The organism is Devosia sp., assembly GCF_041917035.1.
Lineage (GTDB): Bacteria > Pseudomonadota > Alphaproteobacteria > Rhizobiales > Devosiaceae > Devosia_A.
In genome coordinates this window covers 1-4,405 of sequence record NZ_JAYRYM010000283.1, presented here as the reverse complement: position 1 = coordinate 4,405, position 4,405 = coordinate 1, and the positions used below count along the sequence as shown (strand labels likewise).

The following is a 4,405-nucleotide window of genomic DNA, read 5'->3' as shown; positions in this document are numbered from 1 at the left end:
GGCCATCCGATCGAGCACCCAGTTGCGGCGCTCGATGGCCTGCTTGGGCCGGCGAAACGGGTGATAGTTGTTCGGGCCCTTGGGCAGTGCCGCCAGATAGGCCGCTTCGCCCGTGGTGAGTTCGTAGAGCGCCTTGTCGAAGTAGTTCAGGGCCGCCGCCGAGACTCCGTAGGAGTTGAGCCCGAGGAAGATCTCATTGAGGTAGAGCTCGAGGATCTTGTCCTTGGAGAAGGTTGACTCGATCCGCATGGCGAGGATCGCTTCCTGGATCTTGCGGTCCCAGGTCTGCTCCGAGGTGAGCAGGAAGTTCTTCGCAACCTGCTGTGTGATGGTCGAGCCGCCGCCCTGAATAGCCCCGTCGCCCTCGAGCCGGGACATCACGTTGTCGCGCAGCGCGCGGATGATGCCGTCGATAGCGATGCCGCCGTGCTTGTAGAAATCCTTGTCCTCGGCCGACAGGAACGCGTTGATCACGAGGGGGGGTATGGTCTCGATCGGCTGGAAGAGCCGGCGCTCACGGGCATATTCGGCCAGCAGCGTTCCGTCCGCGGCATGAACGCGCGTGGTGACAGGCGGCTGATAGTCCTTCAGCACGGTGTAGTCCGGAAGACTGGCCGTAACCTGGCTGAGGTAGACCGCCGCAACGGCGCCCGCCCCGAGCATGCAGAAAACGCCGAAACCGAAGAGCCAGCCGAACAGTCTGAGCATCAGTAGGTGCATCCCAGTTGGTGCGCCGCCGTCCCGCGAGGACGGCCGCAGCAAGTCAGCGGAATCATAGCAGACAAGGGCGAAATTGTGGACGAGCAGAGACTTGTACAGATTTCCGATGGTGCATCCGCCGGTGTCACTGCGCCGCTACCGTGCTGCCGAGTCCATCGAAGTATTCCGCAATCCCCCGCGCCAGCGCATCGACCGTGCGATCGCGCCAGTCGCTCTTCTGCAGATTGGCGATATCGGCCGCGTTCGAGAGGAAACCGAGTTCCACCAGGATCGAGGGCACATCCGGCGCCTGCAGCACGAAGAAGTCCGCCTGTCGCACCGGGAAGCGCCGCAGGGTGACACTGGGCTCCAACTGGTGGACGATGGCCTGCGCCGCGAGGAAGGAGCTCTTGCGCATTTCCCGCCGCATCAGGTCGACGAGGATATCCATCACCGCCGGCGTCTCCTGGGGCACAGCGAAGCCCGCGATGATGTCGTAGCGGTTCTCGCCGTCCGCCAGTACCTTGTCGAGGACGTCGGTGGCGTTCTCGTCACGCGTGTAGACGCTCGCCCCGCGGATCTCGGGTTGCTGGAACGTGTCGGCATGCAGCGACACGAACAGGTCGGCCTTGTTCTCCCGGGCGAGGTCGACGCGTTCGTTGAGCGAGAGATAGGTGTCGTCCTCCCGCGTCAACGCCACGTCGAAGCGGCCGGTCGCCATCAGAACCTGCTGCAGCTGGGTGGCGAAGCGGAGGGTGATGTCCTTCTCGTGAACCCCGTTCGGGGCGGTCGCCCCGTTGTCCACGCCGCCGTGTCCCGGGTCGATGACCACCAGCGGGCGCGTCTCCAGAGTGGTGCCGTGCGTGCCGGGATCCGTCGAGGCCAGGGGCACCTGCTCCTGCTGGGCGAGCGAGGCGGCCAGATCCGCGGCAACGCGCTCTGCAAAGCGTTCGGGCGTATCGGCAATGAGGTCGACGACCAGGCGAGCCGGCTGGTCGGCGACCTTGTCGAGGAAATACGCCTGCTGCACCTGGGCCGGACGCGCCAGTTCGAGCGTCGTTCGTGCCCTGCCCTTTTCCGCCATCTCGATGCTGAAGCGCGAGACGATCCCCGTTCCGGCGACATCTGCGGGGGCAAGAATCTTGAGGTCGAACGCCTTCACGTCCACCGCAATCCGCGCCGGCTGGTCCAGCGACACGATGGCGAACTGCGTTGGGCCATCGAGGTCGATGATCAATCTGGCCCGCTCGGCGGTCGTCGTGACCCGCGCGTCGACCACGTCCGGATAGTCCTCGACGGACGTGAGCTGGGCCTGCGCCGTCGGGGCGAAGACCAGCATCAGCAGCAGCACGAGACCCGCCTGCCAGCGCCTGAGGCCTCCCCGGGGAGGCCCACCCGAGACCGCGGTTCTCAACAATCTCGCATCGCTCCCAAACACCACTCCCCATCACCAGAGCACTCGGGCGATTCTGCGGCGTAGCGGAGGCCCCGGTCGTTCGTAAAGGTGCGCCGGTCGGTGAAACCGCAGCATCCTCAGCGGTTTTGAGTTTCCTGTTGCCAATTTGCGGCAACACCCCTAAAGCCTAGTTGAGGCGGCCTGCTGCCGCCACCATATGCCGGAGCAGCGCAGCAAGCGCCCTGGCCTGGCGGTCGGCAGCGGCGGACCGGCTTTCGGTCCGCAGATGCGGCACATTTGGCGCCTCGCACTAGGAATCTCGGTCCCTCGGGGCCGAAGGACAGGCGGTTTTGGCCGGCCTGTTCTCAAGGAAGAGGTCTGATGGCGACCGGACGGACAATCGGTGACGCGATCCCGAATAGTGATTGCACGTTTGTCATTACACGTTCCTTTGCCGTCGCTCTCCGTCACCGCAGTGGCGCGCGCGCCGCTGTTCGCGTCGGCGCCCAGCGCGCCAGTTCACTAAACCCACTCGCCTCGCACAGCACCACGCCAGGAGGACCGGTTCGCCGGTCGATCGGTGTCGGCGCGCGACGGCGCGGAGTACCTTTTTATGGCTACCAAGAGAATGCTGGTGGATGCCATCCACCCGGAAGAAACACGGATTGTCGTCACATCCGGTAACAAGCTCGAGGAATTCGACTTCGAATCCGCCAGCAGGCGGCAACTGAGGGGCAACATCTACCTCGCCAAGGTGACGCGGGTCGAACCCTCGCTGCAGGCGGCGTTCATCGAATATGGCGGCAATCGCCACGGTTTCCTGGCGTTCAGCGAAATCCACCCGGACTACTACCAGATCCCGGTGGCCGATCGTGAGGCGCTGCTGCGCGACGAGGCGCGCGAAGAGGAGGAGCACGAGCACGAGAGTGCCGCTGCCCCTGCCGAAGTCGAAAGCGAACCGGCCGACGGCGACGACGCGGATGACGCAAGCCATATCGAGCAGGCGCCGACGAGCAACGAGCCGGTCGAGAGTGTCGGCGGCGGCGATGCGCTCGAGGATATCCAGGAGCGCCGCCCGCGGCAGCAGCGGCGCCACCAGTACAAGATCCAGGAAGTGATCAAGCGCCGGCAGGTCATGCTGGTGCAGGTGGTCAAGGAAGAACGCGGCAACAAGGGCGCCGCGCTCACCACCTACCTGTCGCTGGCGGGACGCTATTCGGTGCTGATGCCGAACACGGCCCGTGGCGGCGGCATTTCCCGCAAGATCACCAATGCGGCCGATCGCAAGCGACTGAAGGACATTGTCGGCGATCTCGACGTCCCGCCCGGCCAGGGCATCATCCTCCGCACCGCCGGTGCCTCGCGCACCAAGGCCGAGGTCAAGCGCGACTTCGAGTACCTGCAGCGGCTGTGGGAGAACGTTCGCACGCTGACGCTGAAGTCGACCGCGCCCTGCCTCGTCTACGAAGAAGGCTCGCTGATCAAGCGCACCATCCGCGACCTCTATTCGAAGGAGATCGACGAACTGCTCGTCGCCGGCGATGACGCCTACCGCGAAGCCAAGGACTTCATGCGGATGATCATGCCGAGCCACGCCAAGAACGTGCAGCTCTACAAGGAAGACCAGCCGGTCTTCTCGAAGTTCGGCGTCGAGAGCCAGCTCGATCAGATGTTCTCGCCGCAGGTCACCCTGCCGTCGGGTGGCTACATCGTCATCAACCCGACCGAGGCGCTGGTCTCGATCGACGTCAATTCCGGCCGTGCCACCAAGGAACACAACATCGAGGACACGGCGCTGCAGACCAACCTCGAGGCGGCCGAGGAAGTCGCCCGGCAGCTGCGTTTGCGCGATCTCGCCGGGCTGATCGTCATCGACTTCATCGACATGGTGGAGAACCGCTCGAACCGGGCCGTCGAGCGCAAGCTGAAGGAAGCGCTGAAGAACGACCGGGCGCGCATCCAGGTCGGCCGCATCAGCCATTTCGGCCTGCTCGAGATGAGCCGCCAGCGCATTCGTTTCGGTGTGGTCGAGAGTTCCACGCACAAGTGTCCGACCTGCCAGGGCACCGGGCTTGTCCGGTCGGTCGAAAGCCTGGCGCTGATGGTCATGCGCAGCGTCGAAGACCACGTGATGAAGAAGCCCGGCCAGTCGATCAACCTCAGGGTTCCGACCGACGTGGCGCTCTATATCCTCAACACCAAGCGCGGCACGCTCAACATGCTGGAGGCCAAGTACGGTCTCTCGATCACCGTGGTCGCCGATGACCATGTCGGGCCGGCGCACTTCGCCATCGAGCGCGGCGAAGCCCG

3 protein-coding genes are annotated in these 4,405 nt (G+C 64.6%); 1 reads left to right on the top strand and 2 read right to left on the bottom strand.

The genetic code is table 11. The features are described from left to right. Nucleotides 1-708 (bottom strand): transglycosylase domain-containing protein (locus ACE3TU_RS19395; RefSeq protein ID WP_374627228.1); only part of this gene is annotated, 708 nt, incomplete at its 3' end. Between the two features lie 136 nt (nucleotides 709-844). Beyond that, entirely contained in the window at nucleotides 845-2,050 is a 1,206-nt protein-coding gene (locus ACE3TU_RS19390) for an N-acetylmuramoyl-L-alanine amidase (protein ID WP_374627226.1), read from the bottom strand. A gap of 658 nt (nucleotides 2,051-2,708) precedes the next feature. On the opposite strand from ACE3TU_RS19390, the gene ACE3TU_RS19385 reads away from it, so the two are divergent. Further along, nucleotides 2,709-4,405 (top strand): ribonuclease E/G (locus tag ACE3TU_RS19385; RefSeq protein WP_374627224.1); only part of this gene is annotated, 1,697 nt, incomplete at its 3' end.